The organism is Rhizobacter sp., from assembly GCF_032229685.1.
In the GTDB taxonomy this organism is placed as follows: domain Bacteria; phylum Pseudomonadota; class Gammaproteobacteria; order Burkholderiales; family Burkholderiaceae_C; genus LMDS01.
In genome coordinates this window covers 303,775-319,905 of the sequence record NZ_JAVTWP010000010.1, presented here as the reverse complement: position 1 = coordinate 319,905, position 16,131 = coordinate 303,775, and the positions used below count along the sequence as shown (strand labels likewise).

16 protein-coding genes and 1 tRNA gene are annotated in these 16,131 nt (G+C 67.9%); 11 read left to right on the top strand and 6 right to left on the bottom strand.

Going from position 1 to position 16,131, the window contains the following annotated elements; translation table 11 throughout:
• Positions 1–36: 36 nt before the first annotated feature.
• Positions 37–1,890, top strand: coding sequence for a protein-disulfide reductase DsbD (gene dsbD / locus AC30PD_RS05095; protein ID WP_489534553.1), 1,854 nt, complete (start codon positions 37–39; stop codon positions 1,888–1,890).
• 44 nt (positions 1,891–1,934) lie between these two features.
• A tRNA-Met gene (locus tag AC30PD_RS05090) sits at positions 1,935–2,011 on the top strand.
• A gap of 77 nt (positions 2,012–2,088) precedes the next feature.
• Here AC30PD_RS05090 and AC30PD_RS05085 read toward each other — a convergent pair.
• From AC30PD_RS05085 to AC30PD_RS05060, 6 genes are all read right to left on the bottom strand, one after another.
• On the bottom strand, positions 2,089–3,192 hold the full coding sequence (locus AC30PD_RS05085; protein ID WP_489534552.1) for an MBL fold metallo-hydrolase: 1,104 nt from the start codon (positions 3,190–3,192) through the stop codon (positions 2,089–2,091).
• A complete protein-coding gene (locus tag AC30PD_RS05080; protein ID WP_489534551.1) occupies positions 3,192–4,376 on the bottom strand; it encodes an acetyl-CoA C-acyltransferase family protein in 1,185 nt (394 codons plus the stop codon). Before AC30PD_RS05080 ends, AC30PD_RS05085 begins: the two co-directional genes overlap by 1 nt.
• A 99-nt stretch (positions 4,377–4,475) precedes the next feature.
• Positions 4,476–4,961, bottom strand: a complete 486-nt coding sequence (locus AC30PD_RS05075; protein WP_489534550.1) for an SRPBCC family protein — start codon at positions 4,959–4,961, stop codon at positions 4,476–4,478.
• Positions 4,933–5,301 (bottom strand): ArsR/SmtB family transcription factor, encoded by a 369-nt coding sequence (locus AC30PD_RS05070; RefSeq protein WP_489534588.1) that lies wholly within the window; start codon positions 5,299–5,301, stop codon positions 4,933–4,935. The genes AC30PD_RS05075 and AC30PD_RS05070 overlap by 29 nt, the downstream gene beginning before the upstream one ends.
• A 78-nt stretch (positions 5,302–5,379) precedes the next feature.
• A complete protein-coding gene (locus AC30PD_RS05065) occupies positions 5,380–6,666 on the bottom strand; it encodes a DUF3422 family protein (protein WP_489534549.1) in 1,287 nt (428 codons plus the stop codon).
• A complete protein-coding gene (locus AC30PD_RS05060) occupies positions 6,663–7,673 on the bottom strand; it encodes a LysR family transcriptional regulator (protein WP_489534548.1) in 1,011 nt (336 codons plus the stop codon). The genes AC30PD_RS05065 and AC30PD_RS05060 overlap by 4 nt, the downstream gene beginning before the upstream one ends.
• Positions 7,674–7,777: 104 nt before the next feature.
• Between AC30PD_RS05060 and AC30PD_RS05055 the strand changes: the two genes are divergently transcribed.
• From AC30PD_RS05055 to otnK, 9 genes are read left to right on the top strand one after another with little or no spacing between them, the layout of a single operon-like run.
• Positions 7,778–9,256 (top strand): ribulose-bisphosphate carboxylase large subunit, encoded by a 1,479-nt coding sequence (locus AC30PD_RS05055; RefSeq protein ID WP_489534587.1) that lies wholly within the window; start codon positions 7,778–7,780, stop codon positions 9,254–9,256.
• A 13-nt stretch (positions 9,257–9,269) separates the two neighbouring features.
• Positions 9,270–9,707: a ribulose bisphosphate carboxylase small subunit gene (locus tag AC30PD_RS05050; RefSeq protein WP_489534547.1), complete on the top strand. Its 438-nt coding sequence runs from the start codon at positions 9,270–9,272 to the stop codon at positions 9,705–9,707.
• A 21-nt stretch (positions 9,708–9,728) separates the two neighbouring features.
• Entirely contained in the window at positions 9,729–10,634 is a 906-nt protein-coding gene (gene cbbX / locus AC30PD_RS05045) for a CbbX protein (RefSeq protein WP_489534546.1), read from the top strand.
• Position 10,635: 1 nt separating this feature from the next.
• Positions 10,636–11,427: an HAD-IA family hydrolase gene (locus tag AC30PD_RS05040; protein ID WP_489534545.1), complete on the top strand. Its 792-nt coding sequence runs from the start codon at positions 10,636–10,638 to the stop codon at positions 11,425–11,427.
• Entirely contained in the window at positions 11,424–12,131 is a 708-nt protein-coding gene (rpe, locus tag AC30PD_RS05035; RefSeq protein ID WP_489534544.1) for a ribulose-phosphate 3-epimerase, read from the top strand. Before AC30PD_RS05040 ends, rpe begins: the two co-directional genes overlap by 4 nt.
• Positions 12,128–12,808, top strand: coding sequence for an HAD-IA family hydrolase (locus tag AC30PD_RS05030; RefSeq protein WP_489534543.1), 681 nt, complete (start codon positions 12,128–12,130; stop codon positions 12,806–12,808). Before rpe ends, AC30PD_RS05030 begins: the two co-directional genes overlap by 4 nt.
• A 21-nt stretch (positions 12,809–12,829) precedes the next feature.
• Positions 12,830–13,903: a class 1 fructose-bisphosphatase gene (locus AC30PD_RS05025; RefSeq protein WP_489534542.1), complete on the top strand. Its 1,074-nt coding sequence runs from the start codon at positions 12,830–12,832 to the stop codon at positions 13,901–13,903.
• A gap of 22 nt (positions 13,904–13,925) precedes the next feature.
• A complete protein-coding gene (locus AC30PD_RS05020; protein ID WP_489534541.1) occupies positions 13,926–14,804 on the top strand; it encodes a phosphoribulokinase in 879 nt (292 codons plus the stop codon).
• A 46-nt stretch (positions 14,805–14,850) separates the two neighbouring features.
• Positions 14,851–16,128: a 3-oxo-tetronate kinase gene (gene otnK, locus AC30PD_RS05015; RefSeq protein WP_489534540.1), complete on the top strand. Its 1,278-nt coding sequence runs from the start codon at positions 14,851–14,853 to the stop codon at positions 16,126–16,128.
• Positions 16,129–16,131 lie beyond the last annotated feature (3 nt).

Below are 16,131 nucleotides of genomic sequence, written 5' to 3'. Positions count from 1 at the left end.
AAGGTCTTCTCAGGCACAAGAACGATTCGACACGGCATGCCCACGCTGAACCTCCCGACCTGGTGCCTGCGCCTCGCCGCTGCGCTGATGCTCGTGCTCGCCTGCCTGCAGCCCGTGCGCGCGGCCGACGAGTTCCTCGACCCCAACGTGGCGTTCAAGCTGGCTGCCCGTGCGGTCGACGAACGCACCGTCGAGGTCAGCTTCACGGTGGCGCCAAACTACTACCTCTACCGCGAGCAGTTCAAGTTCGTGGCCAACGGCGCCACGCTCGGCACGCCCGACATCCCGCCGGGCAAGGTCAAGTTCGACGAGACCTTCCAGAAGAACGTCGAGACCCACCGCGACGTGGTGCGCATCACGGTACCGGTGTCGCAAGCCGAGCCGAAGTTCCAGTTGCTGGTGTCGAACCAGGGCTGCGCCGACCAAGGCCTGTGTTACCCGCCGCAGCAGCGTGATCTGGTGGTCAGCCTGGCGGGCTACGGTGGCGACGGCAGCGCGCGACTGATGACGGCTGCCGAGAACGCTGCGCTCGACCCGAGCGCGCCGCCGGTGGCGGCGACGAGCGCCGCTGCCGACAGCAACGCGCCCACCGATGGCGCCGGCATGGACGCCGCCCTGCGCAGCGGCAAGTTCTGGCCGGTCGTCGGCGTGTTCTTCATCGCCGGTGTGCTGCTGTCGCTCACGCCTTGCGTGCTGCCGATGTTGCCGATCCTCTCGTCGATCATCGTCGGCCAGGGCGCGCAGGTGTCGCGCGGCCGCGGTTTCTCGCTCGCGCTCAGTTATTCGCTGGGCATGGCGCTGGTCTACACCGCGCTCGGCGTGGCGGCCGGCCTGGCAGGCGAAGGCCTGGCCGCCACGCTGCAGAACCCCTGGGTGCTGAGCCTGTTCGCGGCCGGGTTGGTGGCGCTGTCGCTGTCGATGTTCGGTGCCTACGAACTGCAGTTGCCGAGCGCACTGACTGGCCGGCTCACGAAGGCCTCGCAAAGCCTTCCGGCCGGGCGCTTCGCCAGCGTGTTCGCGATGGGCGGCGTGTCGGCGCTCATCGTCAGCCCCTGCGTGGCGGCGCCGCTGGCCGGTGCGCTCGTCTACCTGAGCCAGACGCGTGACGTGTGGCTCGGCGGCACGGCGTTGTTCTCGCTGGCCGCGGGCATGAGCATCCCGTTGTTGCTGGTCGGCGCGTCGGCCGGCGCGCTGCTGCCGCGCGCGGGTGGCTGGATGACCGAGGTGAAGCGCCTGTTTGGCCTGTTGCTGCTCGCGGTGGCGCTCTGGACCGTGCAGTCGGTGCTGCCGGCGAGCCTGGTGCTCGCGCTGTGGGGCGCGCTGCTGATCTGCTCTGCCGTGATGCTGGTGTCGTACCACCAGCACCGAGGGCACCGTGGCGAGCTGTCGAAGAGCCTGTGGCGCCGTTCGGTGGCCGCCGTGCTCGCCGCCTGCGGGCTGTTGCAGCTGGCGGGCGCGGCCTCGGGCGGCACCGACCCGTTGCAACCCCTGTCGCACCTCGCGGCCCGCGGTGGCGCGGCCGCGGCCCACGCCGGCCCGGTGTTCAACCCGGTGCGCAGCGTGGCCGAACTCGACAACGCCTTGCGCACCAGCGGCCGCCCGGTGATGCTCGACTTCTATGCCGACTGGTGTGTCTCGTGCAAGGAGATGGAGCGCTTCACGTTCGTCGACCCGGCGGTGCAGAAAAAACTCGCCGGTGCCTTGCTGCTGAAGGCCGACGTCACGGCCAACAACAGCAACGACCGCGAGCTGCTCAAGCGCTTTCAGCTCTTCGGCCCACCCGGCACGATCTTCTTCGACGCACAAGGCCGCGAGATCGCCGACACACGCGTCATCGGCTACCAGAACAGCGAGCGATTCCTCCAGACATTGGGTCGCGCCGGCCTGTGAAGCGGGCTCGCGCGGCGCGTCTGTGCTATAGTCACAGGCTCAGTCGCGAGGTGGAGCAGTCTGGTAGCTCGTTGGGCTCATAACCCAAAGGTCGCAGGTTCAAATCCTGCCCTCGCAACCACAAGATTCAACAACAAAAACAACAACTAACGAATTGGCAAACGCCGCCCCTGTGGGCGGCGTTTTGTTTTGTGCGGCTCAGCCTTGAGCCGTGACGCTGCGGTACCAGGCGACGCCGTCGGCGTCGGTCGCGCGGCTGAGCTCGCCGCGGTACATCAGGTAGTTCAGGCAGGCCAGGCTCTCGCCGGTGGCCATGCCGAGCAGCGGCACGTCGGCTTCGCCGATGCTGCGTGCGAACAGCGCGCCGAACACGTCGACCGCACGTTTGGGCTCGTGCAGTGAGCGGCGCAGCCGTTCAAGCGAACGCTCCTGCCCGTTGGACAGCGCGTCGATGCGCGCGTGCAGCCCGCGAAAACACTCGTTGTGCGCCGGCAGCACCAGCACATCGTCGGGCACCTCGCGTTTGACCTTGGCGAGCGATTCGAGCCAGCCGCGCATCGGGTCGGCATCGGGCTCGGTGGGGTAGACCGACACGTTCGACGAAATGCGCGGCAGCACCTGGTCGCCCGAGATCAGCACCTTGAGCGCCGGGCAGTACAGGCAGGCGTGCGCCGGCGAATGGCCGGTGCCCACGATCACGCGCCAGGTGTTCGCGCCGATGCGCAGCTCCTGCCCGTCGTCGAGCCGGTGAAAGCTGTCGGGCAGCGGGTGGATGTGCTTGCCGAAGTTGCCGAAGCGGGTGCGGTAGGTCTCGATGGCCGCTTCGCTCCAGCCGGCGGCGTGAAAGAACGCGATCGCGTCGGGCGGTGCTTCGCGCCCGGTGTCCGAGACCATTGCGCGGCAGCTCAGGTATTCGAGCGGCGTCATCCACAGGCGCACCCCGAACTTGCGCGTGAGCCAGCCGGCCATGCCCACGTGGTCGGGGTGCATGTGGGTGACGAACACGCGGGTGAGCGGGCGCGTGTCGGGTGCGTTGGCGAACTGCTCGCGCCAGGCGGCGGCGCAGTCTTCGGTGCGCACGCCGGTGTCGACCAGCGCCCAGCCTTCGCCGTCGTCGAGGGCCCACAGGTTGATGTGGTTCAGCGCATAGGGCAGCGGCATGCGGATCCAGCGCACGCCGGGTACCACTTCGAGCGTGTGGCCACGCTCCGGCGGACCGGCGAACGGGTAGACGAGCTGCGCCTTGGGGCTGGGCGGGTCGCGGTCGACCCGCCCGTCCATCGTGACGGTGGGCTCGGCCATCAGACGCGTTCGAAGATCACCGCGATGCCCTGGCCGCCGCCGATGCACATCGTCACCAGCGCGTATCGCCCGTTGATGCGCTGCAGTTCGTAGAGCGCCTTGGTTGCGATGATCGCGCCGGTGGCGCCCACCGGGTGGCCGAGCGAGATGCCCGAGCCGTTCGGGTTCACCTTGGCCGGGTCGAGTTCGAGTGCACGTGTGACGGCGCAGGCCTGCGCCGCGAAAGCCTCGTTCGACTCGATCACGTCGAGGTCGGCCACCGTCAGGCCCGCGCGCTTGAGCGCCAGGCGCGAAGCGGGGATCGGGCCCAGCCCCATCAGCTTCGGGTCGACCCCGGCCTGCGCGTAGCTGACCAGCCGCGCCATCGGCTTCAGGCCGCGCGCTTTCACTGCGCCGCCGGTGGCGAGCACCAGCGCGGCGGCGCCGTCGTTCACGCCCGAGGCGTTGCCGGCCGTGACCGAGCCGTCGCCCTTGAAGGCCGGTTTCATCTTCGCGAGCTGCTCGGCCGTGACATCGGCGCGCACATGCTCGTCGGTGTCGAACACGACCGTGCCTTTGCGCGTGGCGATCTCGACCGGCACGATCTGCGACTTGAAGCGCCCTTCGGTGATCGCCTTCGCGGCGCGGCGCTGGCTCTCGAGCGCCAGCGCGTCCTGCATCTCGCGCGTGATGCCGTCGCGCGCGGCCACGTTCTCGGCCGTGATGCCCATGTGGATCTTGTGGAACGGGTCGTGCAGGATGCCGAGCATGTAGTCGAGCGTCTGCACGTCGCCCATGCGGGCGCCCCAGCGCGCGGTGGGCATGAAGTAGGGGCTGCGGCTCATCGATTCGGCGCCCGCGCCGATCGCGAACTCGGCGTCGCCGAGCATCAGCGACTGCGCGGCCGAGATCACCGCCTGCAGCGCCGAGCCGCACAGGCGGTTGACGTTGAAGGCCGGCGTCTCGTGAGGAATGCCGGCTTCGATGGCGGCCACGCGCGACAGGTAGGCGTCGCGCACGTCGGTCGGGATCACGTTGCCCATCACCACGTGGCCGATGTCGGCCGCCGCCACGCCGCTGCGGGCGATCGCCTCGCGCACCGTGGTGGTGGCGATCTGCGTCAGCGGCACGTCTTTCAGCGCCCCGCCGAAGGTGCCGATGGCGGTGCGGGTGGCAGAGAGAACGAAGATGTCGGGTGAGTTCATGGTGCGTTGCCTTCAATGTGGCCAGGGCGGCGCGAGCCGGTCGTGCTGATTGCAGCAGACAGCAAGCGTAGCGGTTTTCTGCGGCACGCTGCCAGCCCTTCAGCCGAGGCGCTGCGCAAACGCCTCCAACTGCTCGATGCAGGTGCCCCAGCCTTCGAAGAAGCCCATTTCGGCGTGGCGGTCGCTCGTGGCTTTGTCGGGGTGCATCACAGTGGCGACATAACGGGTGCCGCCCGGCTCGTCGGCCATGGTGACGATGGCGGTGAACGGCAACCACGGCGTGGCAGGGCGCCAGTCGGCCAGCAGAAGCGACGTGAAGACTATGCGGGTCTGCGGCACGATTTCGAGAAACGAGCCCGGGTTGTCGCTGCTGCCGCCGTCGGGTCCTTGCATGAACGTGTGGAAGGCGCCGCCGACGCGCAGGTCGAAGGCCCGCACCTCGGTGGTCCAGGGCTTCGGGCACCACCATTCCTTGAGGAGTGCGGGTTCGGTCCAGGCGCGCCACAGCAAGGCCCGCGGTGCGCTCACGAGGCGTGAGATGACAAGATCCTGTGGCTCAGCGCCGGTGTTGCTTGTTTGGGTCACGAGAGAGTTCCTCCTGGTGAAGTTTTTCGGCGAAAGCCGACAAACGATCGCTGCGTGCTTCCCACATCGCTCGCTGTCCGGCCAGCCATTGCTCTGCCGGCGTGAATGCCTTTGGCCGCAGTTCGCAGGTGCGTACGCGCCCGACCTTGCTCGAGCGGATTACGCCGCTGCGTTCGAGCACGGCCAAGTGCTTCATGAACGACGGCAGTGCCATCGAGAACGGCGCCGCCAGCGACGTCACCGAGGCCGGCCCGCTGCCGAGCGCACCCACGATCTGGCGGCGCGTGGGGTCGGCAAGGGCGTTGAACACGTCCGAAGTCCGCGTCTGTTGGTTAGCCATGTGGCTTACTATAGCCAAGAGAAGGTGGGTGAAGCAAGCGTTCGCGCTGATGCGGGCGTAGGCCGGGCCGGGCTGCGGTCAGCCCTGGCTGTGCTCCCGCATCAGGTGGCGCCGCACCCGCCGCACGTTGAACAGCACCGCCAGGCCGATCACCGGCACCGCGATCATCGTGACCAGCGCTTCGTTGATGCCGGCGGCCTTGGCCAGCGGCTTCAACAGGTAGGCGCCGAGCCCGACGCCGTAGTAGGTCATCGCGATCACCGACAAGCCTTCGACGGTTTGCTGCAAACGCAGCTGGAAGCCGGCACGACGGTCCATCGATGCGAGCAAGGCCTGGTTCTGGCGCTCGCGTTCGACTTCGGCGCGGGTCTGCAGCAACTGCGCTGCGCGCGCGATGCGCTCCGAGAGTTGTGCCTGCCGCGCAGAGGCCGCGGCGCAGCTTTCCATCGCCGGGCGAAACCGGCGGTCGAGAAATTCAGACAGCGGCTGCAGGCCGGGCACCGGCCGTTCGCGCATTTCGGCGAGCCGGCGGTCGACGATGCCGCGGTAGGCCTGTGTGGCCGAGAAGCGCGAACCGTGGTGCGCCATCGCGTGCTCGACGCGCGCGGCGAGGTCGGTGAGTTCGGCGAGCAGCGGTTCGTCACCGCCGGTGGTGGCACGAAAGCGGTTCATCAGCGAAGCGAGCTGCTCTTCTTCGGCGGCGAGTTCGGCCATGCGCTGCGAGGCCACCGGCAGGCTCAGCAGCGCCATCATGCGGTAGGTGTCGAGCTCGATCAGGCGTTGGGCGATGCGGCCTGCGCGGCGCCGGTTCAGCGCGTGGTCGAAGACCACGAAACGGGTCACGCCCTGCACCGAGCGCAGGTCGGTCACGACGGTCGCTGCGCCGTCGGCCACGCGGTTGCCCACCAGCGCCTCGCTGCCGAACACCGGCGCCACGCTGCGCACGTGCGGTGGTTCGCCCGGGCTCGGCAGCAGCGCGATCTGCGTGGCCGCGATCATCGGCCCGGGCAGGGCGGCCAGCCAACCCGCGGGCAGCGCATCGAGCCAGTGCAGATCGAGGCAGCCTTCGAGTTCGGCCGGCCCGCTGTCGCTCACGAAGGTGAAGCTGTAGAACTCGGTGTGGCGTTCCCAGCGCACCCGCACGGCGCCGCAGTGCAGGCTGAGATGGGTCGCGCCGGCGGCGGCCGCGGGCGTGCCCGGCTGCAGCTGCGCCAGGTGGGCGAGGCAGGCGGCGTCTTCAGCCGGGCCGCTGCGCAGTGTGGCGACCGAGAACACCGCGCCGGGCGTGGTGACCGACTCGAACGGGCGCGCGTGCAACTCGTCGGCCAGGCGCTGGCGCTGGGCAAATTCGGTGGGCAACTTCATCGGGCTTTCTCCTGACGTACGTTCTGGCTCTGGGCGGTGCGGGGTTTCAAGGTGGCGGCGCGGGCGCCGCGCTTCGTGGTGGCAGGCTGCACGCCGGCACGCTCGTTGATGAGGCGCTGGCCGTCCTGTGTGAGGAACTGCTTGAACGCAGATGCCACCTGCGGCAGCCGGCGCGAAGCGAGGTGCATCACGAACCAGTCGCGCTCGAGCGGGTTGCCGGCCATCGGCAGCAGCGCCAGGAGGCCCGCGTCGAGTTCGAGCGCACAGGTGTTGAGTGACAGGAACGCGGCGCCGAAGCCCGCCACGCACATCTGCTTGATGGCCTCGTTGCTCGACAGCTCCGAGCCGACGCGCAGCGGCAGCCCGGCTTCCTTGTAGAGCCGCTCGAGCGTGGTGCGGGTGCCCGAGCCGCGCTCGCGCACGAGCAGGTTCGCGTCTACCACTTCGGCCAGCGTCACGCTGCGCCGGGCCATCAGCGGGTGCTTCGGCGAAGCCAGAAACCCCATCGGGTGTTTGGCGAACGCGGCCGAAGTGGTCTTCAGTTCGGCCGGCGGGCGGCCCATGATCGCGAGGTCGGTCTCCTGCCCTGACAGCATGCGCACGATCTCGTCGCGGTTGCCCACGCGCAGCTTGACCTTCACGCTCGGGTGCGCTGCCGCGAACGTGACCAGCAGCGGCGGCAGCAGGTACTCGGCGGTCGTGACCGCGCCGACCCGCAGCGTGCCCGAGAACTCGCCACGCTGCGCCGCCATCTCGTCGCCCACCTCGCGCCAGAGGTCGAGGATGCGGGCGGCATAAGCGCCCATCAGCTCGCCCGCTTCGGTGAGCCGCACGCCACGCCCCTGGCGTTCGAGCAGCGGTGCGCCGGCGCTGTCTTCGAGCAGCTTCAGCTGGATCGAGACCGCCGGCTGCGTGAGGTTCAGCTCCCCGGCCGCGCGCGAGACGCTGCCCAGCCGCGCCACCGTGTGGAAGGCAGCCAGTTGCCGGAAAGTGGCGTTCTTGAGCATTAGTAAAAGCCTATGTGTCTGGCAAAACAATTAACTGGTGCAAATGATAGCGGCTTTTTACATTCCATCGAAGCCAACGAACAAGGAGCGTACCCATGGGCCACATGAACGATGCGACGCAGATCACCGACAGCAAGAAGCGTTACAGCGCCGGTGTCCTCAAGTACAAGCAGATGGGCTATTGGCAGCCCGACTACGTGCCCAAAGAGACCGACCTGATCGCGATGTTCCGCATCACCCCTCAGGAAGGTGTCGACCACGAAGAGGCTGCCGCGGCGGTGGCGGGCGAGTCGTCCACCGCCACCTGGACGGTGGTCTGGACCGACCGGCTGACCGCCTGCGAGATGTACCGCGCCAAGGCCTACCGCGTCGATGCGGTTCCCAACACCGGCCCCGGCACCAAGACCGACGCTCAGTATTTCGCCTACATCGCCTACGACATCGACCTGTTCGAGGGCGGCTCCATTGCCAACCTCACCGCGTCGATCATCGGCAACGTCTTCGGCTTCAAGGCTGTCAAGGCGCTGCGGCTCGAAGACATGCGCATCCCGGTCGCGTACCTCAAGACCTTTCAGGGCCCGGCCACCGGCGTGATCGTCGAGCGCGAGCGCCTCGACAAGTTCGGCCGCCCGTTGCTCGGCGCCACCACCAAGCCCAAGCTCGGCCTGTCGGGCCGCAACTACGGCCGCGTGGTTTATGAAGGGCTGAAGGGCGGGCTCGACTTCATGAAGGACGACGAGAACATCAACTCGCAGCCCTTCATGCACTGGCGCGATCGTTTCCTGTACTGCATGGAAGCCGTGAACAAGGCGAGTGCGGCCACCGGCGAAGTCAAGGGCCACTACCTCAACGTGACCGCCGGCACGATGGAAGAGATGTACGCGCGCGCCGAGTTCGCCAAGACCCTGGGCAGCGTGATCATCATGATCGACCTGGTGATCGGCTACACCGCGATCCAGAGCATGGCGCTCTGGGCGCGCAAGAACGACATGATCCTGCACCTGCACCGCGCAGGCAACAGCACCTACTCGCGGCAGAAGAACCACGGCATGAACTTCCGCGTGATCTGCAAGTGGATGCGCATGGCGGGTGTCGACCACATCCACGCCGGCACCGTGGTCGGCAAGCTCGAAGGCGACCCGCAGATGATCCGCGGGTTCTACGACACGCTGCTCGACACGCACACGCCGATGCAGCTCGAGAAGGGCCTCTTCTTCGAGCAGCACTGGGCCTCGCTGAACAAGGTGATGCCGGTGGCTTCGGGCGGCATCCATGCCGGGCAGATGCACCAGTTGCTCACCTACCTCGGCGACGACGTGGTGTTGCAGTTCGGCGGCGGCACGATCGGCCACCCCCAGGGCATCCAGGCGGGCGCCACCGCAAACCGCGTTGCACTGGAAGCCATGGTGCTGGCGCGCAACGAGGGGCGCGACATCTGGAACGAGGGGCCGCAGATTCTCAAAGATGCGGGGAAGTGGTGCTCGCCGTTGAAGGCCGCACTCGACACGTGGGGTGACGTGAGCTTCAACTTCGAATCGACCGACACGGCCGACTTCGTGGCCACCGCAACCGCCTCTGCTTGAAGGAACGACGACCATGATGACCAACCACGGCAAGCGCATCACCCAGGGCCAGTTTTCCTTTCTGCCCGACCTGACCGATGCGCAGATCACGATGCAGATCGAGTACGCGCTGAAGCAGGGCTATGCGGTCGGCGTGGAATACACCGACGACCCGCACCCGCGCAACACCTACTGGGAGATGCATGGCAACCCGATGTTCGACCTGAAGGACCCTGCCGGCATCCTGCAAGAGATCAACGCCTGTCGCAAAGCCTTCCCGAGCCACTACGTGCGCGTCACGGCGTTCGATTCGACGCAGGGCGTCGAGTCGGTGCGCATGTCCTTCATCGTCAATCGTCCTGCGACCGAACCCGGCTTCAGGCTGGTGCGCAGCGAACAGGGCGGCCGAAACATCGGCTACACGACCGAGAGCTATTCGGTTTCGTCGCAAGGCGAAGGCGAACGGTACTGACCTGCGCAGCGCACCACCGCCATGAACGCCCCGGCCAACACGGCCGCCCTCACCACCACGCCGAGCCAGATGCTCGAAGCGTCCGGCGTGCGCGCCGTGCTCGACCAGCTCGACGCCGAGCTCGTCGGTCTGGCGCCCGTGAAGGGCCGCATCCGCGACGTCGCCGCGCTGCTGCTGATCGACAAGCTGCGCGACGAACAGGGCCTGCAGTCGTCGCCGCCGTCATTGCACATGTGCTTCACCGGCAACCCCGGCACCGGCAAGACGACCGTTGCGCTGCGCATGGCCGAAGTGCTCAAGCAGCTCGGCTACGTGCGCAAGGGCCACCTCGTGGCGGTGACGCGCGACGACCTCGTCGGCCAGTTCATCGGCCACACGGCGCCCAAGACGAAAGAAGTGCTGAAGAAGGCGATGGGCGGCGTGCTCTTCATCGACGAGGCCTACTACCTTTACAAGCCCGAGAACGAGCGCGACTACGGCCAGGAGTCGATCGAGATCCTGCTGCAGGTGATGGAGAACCACCGCGACGACCTGGTCGTGATCCTGGCCGGCTACAAGGACCGCATGGACACGTTCTTCGGCAGCAACCCGGGCATGGCTTCGCGCATCGCGCACCACATCGACTTCCCCGACTACAGCGAAGCCGAGCTGATGCAGATCGCGCAGCTGATGCTGGGCCAGCTGAACTACCGCTTCGACGCGACGGCCGAGCCCGCGTTCGGCCGCTACGTGAGCCTGCGGCGCCAGCAGCCGCACTTCGCCAACGCACGCTCGATCCGCAATGCGCTCGACCGCATCCGGCTGCGCCACGCCACGCGCCTGTTCACGACCGATGCCGTGCTCACGCGCGAGCAGCTCTGCACCTTGCAGGCCGAAGACATCCTGGCCAGCCGCGTGTTCGGCGCGGCCTCTTTGAAAGGAGACTGAGATGGCCATCGAAGCACTGATCTTCGACGTGGACGGCACGATGGCCGACACCGAAGAGGCGCACCGTGTGGCCTTCAACCTCGCCTTCGAGCGCTACCGGCTGGGCTGGGTCTGGGAACCTTCTGAGTACCGCGAGCTGCTGAAGATCACCGGGGGCAAGGAACGCATGGCCTCGTACATCGACACGCTGGCGCTGGGCGCCGCCGAGCGCCGTCGCCTGCACCTGCTGGTGTCCGACATCCACGCCGAGAAGACACGCTTCTACAGCTCGTTCGTCAACGACGGTGCGGTGCCGCTGCGCACCGGCGTGCAACGCCTGCTCGACGAAGCGGCCGCGGCGGGTTGCAGGCTGGCGATCGCGAGCACGACCACGGCCGTCAACATCGACAAGCTGCTGCAATCGACGCTCGGCGCGCGCGGGCTCGAACTGTTCTGCGTGATCGCCTGCGGCGACGAGGTGCGGGCCAAGAAGCCCGCGCCCGACATCTACCAGCTCGCGTTGAACCGCCTCGGGCTCGACCCCGAGCGTGCGATCGCTTTCGAAGACTCGCCCAACGGCATGCGCGCCGCGATCGCGGCCGGCCTCTGGACCGTGGTCACGCCCAACTTCTGGACCGAAGGCAACGACTTCTCGGCCGCCGACCTGGTGCTGCCGCACCTTGGCGACCCCGACCACCCGCTGCCGGGCGAGCCGGGTGACCAGCTCGCCTCGAACGCCTGGCTCGGCTTCGAAGAACTGGTGCGGCGCGACCGCCGAGACCGCGCCCCGCGCCCCACCGAGCGCCGCGCATGATCGGCACAATGCGCATCGCGCCCAGCCTGCTCTCGGCCGACTTCGCGCGGCTCGGCGAAGAGGTCACCGCGCTGATCGACGCCGGTGCCGACCTGATCCACTTCGACGTGATGGACAACCACTATGTGCCGAACCTGACCGCCGGCCCGCTGGTGTGCCAGGCCATCCGGCCGTATTGCAGGAGCGACAGCAGCCACGTGCCGATCGACGTGCACCTGATGGTCAAGCCGGTCGACGCGCTGATCACGATGTTCGCGCAGGCGGGTGCCGACATCATCAGCTTTCACCCCGAAGCGAGCGAGCATGTCGACCGCAGCCTGCAGCTCATCAAGTCGCTGGGCTTGAAGGCCGGGTTGGTGCTGAACCCCGCGACACCATTGCATTGCCTCGACCATGTGCTCGAAAGGCTCGATCTGGTGCTGCTGATGTCGGTCAACCCCGGCTTCGGCGGCCAGAGTTTCATCGAGAGCACCTTGCCGAAGATCGAAGCGGTGCGCAAACGCATCGAAGCGACCGGGCGCGACATCTGGCTCGAAGTCGATGGTGGCGTGAAGGCCGAGAACGCCGAACGCATCGGCAGTGCCGGTGCCGACACCCTGGTCGCCGGCTCGGCCGTGTTCACGGGCGGGCGCTACCAGCAGTCGATCCACGCGATCCGCACGCAGGCGCTCGCCGGCCGGCATGCGCGGGTGACGCTGCAATGATCAAGGCCATCGCCTTCGACCTCGACGGCACCCTGGTCGACAGCGCGCCCGACATCGCGGCGGCGCTCGACGAAGCCTTGTGCCGGGCAGGCCTGCAGCGCTTCGACCTGACGACCGGGCGCGCCTGGGTCGGCGACGGGCCCGACGCGCTGATCCTGCGGGCGCTCGCCGCGCAAGGGCTGGGCGACGCACCGCCCGAGCTGCGTGCCGGCTTGCGGCGCGGCTTCGACCTGCACACGCTGGCCGCGCCGCTCGCCCACGGGCGTGTCTTCGACGGCGTCCACGAGTTGCTGGCCAGCCTGCACCGGCGGTTCCCGATGGTCGTCGTCACCAACAAGCCCAGCCACCTCGCGCATGCCGTGCTCGACGCGGCCGGCCTGAGTGCCTTCACGGTCTCGGTGCACGGTGCCGACAGCGCCGAACTGCGCAAGCCGGCCCCCGGCCTGCTGCTCGCTGCAGCGCAGCGCCTGGCGGTGTCGCCCGCGCGCCTGTTGATGGTCGGCGACAGCGCGCCCGACATGCTGGCCGCGGCCCACGCCGGTTGCCCTTCGGCGCTGGTGGCCTGGGGCTACGGCCATGGCGGTGTGCCGGAGCACCTGCGCCCATGGCGGGTGGCCGAACCCCAGCAGCTGCTGCAAGGCCTGATGAACGGGCTTCAGCCTGCACTCGCCGAATGACACCCCGTAGAGGAGCGCACCATGCCCACCGGCGGTAGAGCCACCCTGACCCAGTTCCTCATCGAAGAGCGGCGCCGCGCCCCGGGCGCCACCGGCGACCTGAACGCGCTCATCACCGATGTGTCGCTGGCCTGCAAGGCGATCTCGCGCAAGGTGGCCTACGGCGCGCTCGGCGGCGTGCTCGGCAGCGCCGGCACCGACAACGTGCAGGGCGAAGACCAGAAGACACTCGATGTGATGAGCAACAACATCTTCCTGCGCGCCAACGAGTGGGGCGGGCACGTGGCCGGCATGGTCTCGGAAGAACTCGACGAGGTCTACACCTTGCCGAAACAACACCCGCGCGGCAAGTACCTGCTGATGTTCGACCCGCTCGACGGCTCGTCCAACATCGACGTGAATGTCTCGGTCGGCAGCATCTTCTCGATCGTGCGCAGCGACACGCCGGGCGAAGACGCGTGCGCGGCTGACTTTCTGAAACCCGGCACACAGCAGGTCTGCGCCGGCTACGCGATCTACGGCCCGTCGACCATGCTGGTGCTCACGCTGGGCAAGGGCACGCATGCTTTCACGCTCGAGCCGATGCTGGGCGAATGGGTGCTCAGCCACCCGAACCTGCGCATCCCCGAGAAGACACGCGAATTCGCGATCAATGCGTCGAACAGCCGCTTCTGGGAACCCGCGGTGAAACGTTACGTCGACGAATGTCTGGCCGGCGCGCCAGGCCCGCGCGGTGCCGACTTCAACATGCGCTGGATCGCTTCGCTCGTGGCCGAGACCCACCGCATCCTGATGCGCGGCGGTGTGTTCATGTACCCGCGCGACACCAAAGACCCGGGCAAGCCCGGCCGCCTGCGCCTGCTCTACGAAGCGAACCCGATCTCGTTCCTGATCGAGCAGGCCGGTGGCCGCGCGAGCAACGGCCGCACCCGTTTGCTCGAGGTTCAGCCCGAATCGCTGCACCAGCGCATCGGTTTCGTGTTCGGCTCGGCCGAAGAAGTGGCGCGCATCGAGGCCTACCATGCCGAAGAACCTGCCGACACCTACAGCTCCCCGCTGTTCGGCAAGCGGGGCCTGTTCGCGCTGGCCGACTGATTGATCTCTTGCGGAGCCGACGATGTCTGCCAAACACCCCATCATCTCGATCACCGGCTCGTCGGGCGCCGGCACCACATCGGTCACGCGCACCTTCGAGAACATCTTCCGGCGCGAGAGCGTGGCGGCCGCCATCGTCGAAGGCGACAGTTTTCACCGCCATGACCGCAAGGCGATGAAGATCGCGATGGCCGAGGCCGAGGCCAAAGGCAACCTGCACTTCAGCCATTTCGGCGACGAGGCCAACCTGTTCGCCGAGCTCGAAGCACTGTTCCGCGACTACGCCGAAAGTGGCACCGGCCAGAGCCGCAAATACCTTCACAACGCCGAGGAGGCCGCGCCCTACGGGCAGGAGCCCGGCACCTTCACCGCGTGGGAACCGTTGCCCGAGAGCGAGCTGTTGTTCTACGAAGGCCTGCACGGAGGCATCTGCACCGAAAGTTTCGACGTGGCGAAGTTCGCCGACCTGCTGATCGGTGTGGTGCCGGTCATCAACCTCGAGTGGATCCAGAAGATCCACCGCGACAAGAGCACGCGTGGTTATTCGACCGAAGCCGTGACCGACGTGATCCTGCGCCGCATGCACGAGTACGTGCACTACATCTGCCCGCAGTTCACGCGCACGCACATCAACTTTCAGCGCGTGCCGGTGGTCGACACCTCCAACCCGTTCATCGCGCGCACCATTCCGACGGCCGACGAAAGCCTGGTGGTGATCCGCTTCGCCAACCCCAAGGGCATCGACATGCCCTACCTGCTGAGCATGCTGCACGACTCGTTCATGTCGCGCGCCAACACGCTGGTGGTGCCGGGCGGCAAGATGGAACTGGCGATGCAGCTGATCTTCACGCCGATGATCATGCGGCTGGTCGAGCGCCGCAAGAAGCTGATGACCCATTGACGCAGGCGGCGGCCGGCGCGCACGGCGTTCCCGATAGACTCACGGCATGGTTCAACTCGGATGCATCGCCGACGATTTCACCGGCGCGACCGACCTCGCCAACAACCTGGTGCGCGCGGGCATGCGCGTGGTGCAGACCATCGGCGTGCCGAGCGGGCCGCTGGCCGACGCCGCCGACGCGGTGGTGGTGGCGCTGAAGTCGCGCACCATCGCACCGGCCGAGGCGGTGGCGCAGTCGCTCGCGGCCTTCCGCTGGCTGCGGGCGCAGGGCGCGACGCAGATTTACTTCAAGGTCTGCTCGACCTTCGACTCCACCGCGCAGGGCAACATCGGCCCGGTCAGCGAAGCGCTGATGGACGAGCTGGATGCGCCGTTCTGCGTGGTCACGCCGGCCTTCCCGGAAAACGGGCGCACGGTGTTCAAGGGCCACCTGTTCGTCGGTGACCTGTTGCTGTCGGACAGCCCGATGCGCCACCACCCGCTCACGCCGATGACCGACGCGAACCTCGTGCGCGTGATGCAGGCGCAGTTGAGCGTGGCGCGCGGGCGCCGGGTCGGTTTGATCGAGCGCAGCACGGTGGCTGCCGGCGCGGCGGCCATTCGTGCGCGCATCGAGGCGCTCAAGACGCAAGGCACGACGCTTGCGATCGCCGACGCCGTCGACAACGCCGACCTCTGGCACCTCGCCGAAGCGCTGAAAGGCGAGTTGCTGATGACGGCAGGCTCGGGCCTTGCGATCGGCCTGCCGGCCCAGTTCGGCATCGAGCCTGCGGCTGAAGCGGCGCGTCTGCCGGCGGCGGGCGGCACGCAGGCCATCGTGTCGGGCAGCTGCTCGGCGGCCACGCAGGCGCAGGTGGCGGCATTTCGGCAAGCGGGTGGCGAAGCTTTCGAAGTCGCGCCCTTGCGCATCGCCGCGGGCGCCGACGTGGCCGCCGAAGCGCTCGCCTGGGCCGTGCCGAAGCTGTCGCGCGGCCCGGTGCTGGTGTACGCCACGGCTGCGCCCGAGGCGGTGCGTGAAGTGCAGCAGCGCCTCGGTGTCGAGCAGGCCGGCGCGCTGGTCGAAGACACGCTCGGCCGCGTCGCGCGCGGGCTGGTCGAACGTGGTGTGGCGCAACTCGTCGTGGCCGGTGGCGAAACCTCGGGCGCGTGTGTGCAGGCGCTCGGCATCACGCAGATGCGCATCGGCCCGCAGATCGACCCCGGCGTGCCCTGGTGCCATGCGGCTTCGCCCGCCGCAGCGTCGGGTTTGCACCTCGCGCTGAAGTCTGGCAACTTTGGCGGCACCGACTTCTTCACCCGCGCATTCGCCACGTTGCGCCACTGAGCC

Excerpts from the sequence above, each read along its gene's own strand:
- dsbD (WP_489534553.1), top strand. The coding sequence starts at position 37 with ATGCCCACGCTGAACCTCCCGACCTGGTGCCTGCGCCTCGCCGCTGCG.
- AC30PD_RS05085 (WP_489534552.1), bottom strand. The coding sequence starts at position 3,192 with ATGGCCGAGCCCACCGTCACGATGGACGGGCGGGTCGACCGCGACCCG.
- AC30PD_RS05080 (WP_489534551.1), bottom strand. The coding sequence starts at position 4,376 with ATGAACTCACCCGACATCTTCGTTCTCTCTGCCACCCGCACCGCCATC.
- AC30PD_RS05070 (WP_489534588.1), bottom strand. The coding sequence starts at position 5,301 with ATGGCTAACCAACAGACGCGGACTTCGGACGTGTTCAACGCCCTTGCC.
- AC30PD_RS05065 (WP_489534549.1), bottom strand. The coding sequence starts at position 6,666 with ATGAAGTTGCCCACCGAATTTGCCCAGCGCCAGCGCCTGGCCGACGAG.
- AC30PD_RS05060 (WP_489534548.1), bottom strand. The coding sequence starts at position 7,673 with ATGCTCAAGAACGCCACTTTCCGGCAACTGGCTGCCTTCCACACGGTG.
- AC30PD_RS05055 (WP_489534587.1), top strand. The coding sequence starts at position 7,778 with ATGAACGATGCGACGCAGATCACCGACAGCAAGAAGCGTTACAGCGCC.
- AC30PD_RS05050 (WP_489534547.1), top strand. The coding sequence starts at position 9,270 with ATGATGACCAACCACGGCAAGCGCATCACCCAGGGCCAGTTTTCCTTT.
- cbbX (WP_489534546.1), top strand. The coding sequence starts at position 9,729 with ATGAACGCCCCGGCCAACACGGCCGCCCTCACCACCACGCCGAGCCAG.
- AC30PD_RS05040 (WP_489534545.1), top strand. The coding sequence starts at position 10,636 with ATGGCCATCGAAGCACTGATCTTCGACGTGGACGGCACGATGGCCGAC.
- rpe (WP_489534544.1), top strand. The coding sequence starts at position 11,424 with ATGATCGGCACAATGCGCATCGCGCCCAGCCTGCTCTCGGCCGACTTC.
- AC30PD_RS05030 (WP_489534543.1), top strand. The coding sequence starts at position 12,128 with ATGATCAAGGCCATCGCCTTCGACCTCGACGGCACCCTGGTCGACAGC.
- AC30PD_RS05025 (WP_489534542.1), top strand. The coding sequence starts at position 12,830 with ATGCCCACCGGCGGTAGAGCCACCCTGACCCAGTTCCTCATCGAAGAG.
- AC30PD_RS05020 (WP_489534541.1), top strand. The coding sequence starts at position 13,926 with ATGTCTGCCAAACACCCCATCATCTCGATCACCGGCTCGTCGGGCGCC.
- otnK (WP_489534540.1), top strand. The coding sequence starts at position 14,851 with ATGGTTCAACTCGGATGCATCGCCGACGATTTCACCGGCGCGACCGAC.